Source organism: Streptosporangium sp. NPDC006007 (assembly GCF_040614315.1).
Taxonomy (GTDB): Bacteria; Actinomycetota; Actinomycetes; order Streptosporangiales; family Streptosporangiaceae; genus Streptosporangium.
This window is the reverse complement of the sequence record NZ_JBEXUG010000097.1, coordinates 1-1,728: the sequence shown is the minus strand read 5'-3', so window position 1 is coordinate 1,728 and position 1,728 is coordinate 1. Positions and strand designations below refer to the sequence as shown.

Sequence of the window (1,728 nt, the reverse complement as noted above, 5' to 3'; positions counted from 1 at the left end):
AGCGTCGCGAAGGGCAAGCCCTGCCCTGAGGATGTTGATCGCCGCGTTGACGTCGGCGTGTGCCTCGTGGCGGCACGCCGTACATCGGAACTCGGCCTGAGTGACGCGGTTCTCCGCAGCGCAGTGCCCGCAGCGGGCACACGTGCGGGAGGTGTTGGCGGGGTTCACCGCGATCAGCTCTCGACCGGCGCTTTCAGCCTTGTGTACGAGGATCGTCAGGAACACCCCCCAACCCGCGTCCAGGATGTTTTTGTTCAGCCCGGCCTTGGCCGCCGCGCGGTTGGGCAGGAACGCGCCCGGCTGGTCGGGGTCTGGTTTCGGCGCTGGGGCCTTGGTCATGTTCGCGATCCGCAGGTCCTCGTGCACGATCACGTCGTAGTCGCGTACCAGCGCGTTCGCGGCCTTGTGCGCGCCGTCCAAGCGTTGACGGCGGACCTTGGCGTGCAGGGCGGCGACACGGGCAACCGCCTTGCGACGACGTTTGGAGCCGCGCTTCTTGCGGGCCAGGTCGCGCTGCGCGTCAGCGAGCCGATCGGCGGACGCGGCCAGGTGGCGCGGGTTGGCCAGGTGGACGCCGTCGCTGGTGGTGACAAGCGACGCCACCCCCACGTCGATCCCGGCCACCGCGCCCGTGGCGGGAAGCGGCTCGGCGGGCACGTCGTCACACGACAGCACCACGTACCAGCGGCAGCCCTCCCGCTTCACACTGATCGTCTTCACCCGGCCCCCGACCGGGCGGTGCCGGTGGACGCGGACGTGCCCGATGCCCCGCAACCGCACGAACGTCGCGGAGGGGTGCTCGGGCTGGGAGTCCCACCGGCAGCCGTCCCCATCCTTCGGCCACTCGACCGTGTCGAACCAGCCCCGCCCCTTGAACCGGGGGTAACCGGGCGTCTGGCCCTTCTTCACGCGGTCGAAGAACGCGCGGAACGCCTTGTCCAACCGGCGGAGCGTGGCCTGCTGGGAGGAGAACGACCACCGCGCGTGGTCGGGGTCGAAGGCGCGGATCTCCTTCAGCTGAGCGGACTGGTCGCCGTACCGGATGCCGGCCTTCGCCCGCCTGCAGGCCTCGCGGCGCTCCTCAAGGGCGGCGTTGTACAGGGTCCGGTGGTCGTCGAGACATGCCGTCAGCGCGATCTGCTGGTGCGCGGTCGGGCGGATGAGGAATTTGTACGACCTACGCACGACCGCCACCCTTGGACGGCCGCTCATACTGCGTCTCGACATAGCGCCGCACCGTCTGCTCGGACACCGTGCCGGCCGTGGCCACGAAGTAGGAGCGCGACCACAGCGTGGGCAGCTGGGAGCGCAGGTGCGCGAACTCGGCGCGCAGGTGGTGGGAGGTGAACCCCTTGAACTGGTTGGCCACGTACGACGGCGAGTTCTTCGGGTGGGGCTTGACGAACAGGTGCACGTGGTCGGGCATCACCTCAAGCGCCACGATCTCCCAGTCGTGCTCTTCGGCCTTGGCGCGGATCAACTCCTCAAGGCGGGTCTTCACCCGCCCGCCAAGGACCGGGCGGCGGTACTTCGGGCACCACACGACGTGGTACCCGAGGTCATACGCCGCACCGGGAGAGGTGCGCACCTGACGAGTCACACGATCATTATAACAGCGTCACGCATCTAACGCGCGAGGAACGGAGACCTCCGATGCCCGAATCTGACGGGCCACTACACGCTCGGGCCTCGGCGGCCCTCCCGCTCCCGATTCCCCCGACGCCTAAA

General features: G+C 69.0%; 2 protein-coding genes. Both read right to left on the bottom strand.

Going from position 1 to position 1,728, the window contains the following annotated elements; genetic code table 11:
* Positions 1 to 1,185: transposase (locus ABZ194_RS30265; RefSeq protein ID WP_355600430.1), on the bottom strand; the 1,185-nt coding region annotated here is incomplete at its 3' end.
* The gene (gene tnpA / locus ABZ194_RS30260; RefSeq protein ID WP_355600429.1) at positions 1,178 to 1,600 is read right to left on the bottom strand and encodes an IS200/IS605 family transposase; all 423 of its coding nucleotides are present in this window, start codon (positions 1,598 to 1,600) and stop codon (positions 1,178 to 1,180) included. The genes ABZ194_RS30265 and tnpA, both read right to left, overlap by 8 nt.
* Positions 1,601 to 1,728: the final 128 nt, after the last annotated feature.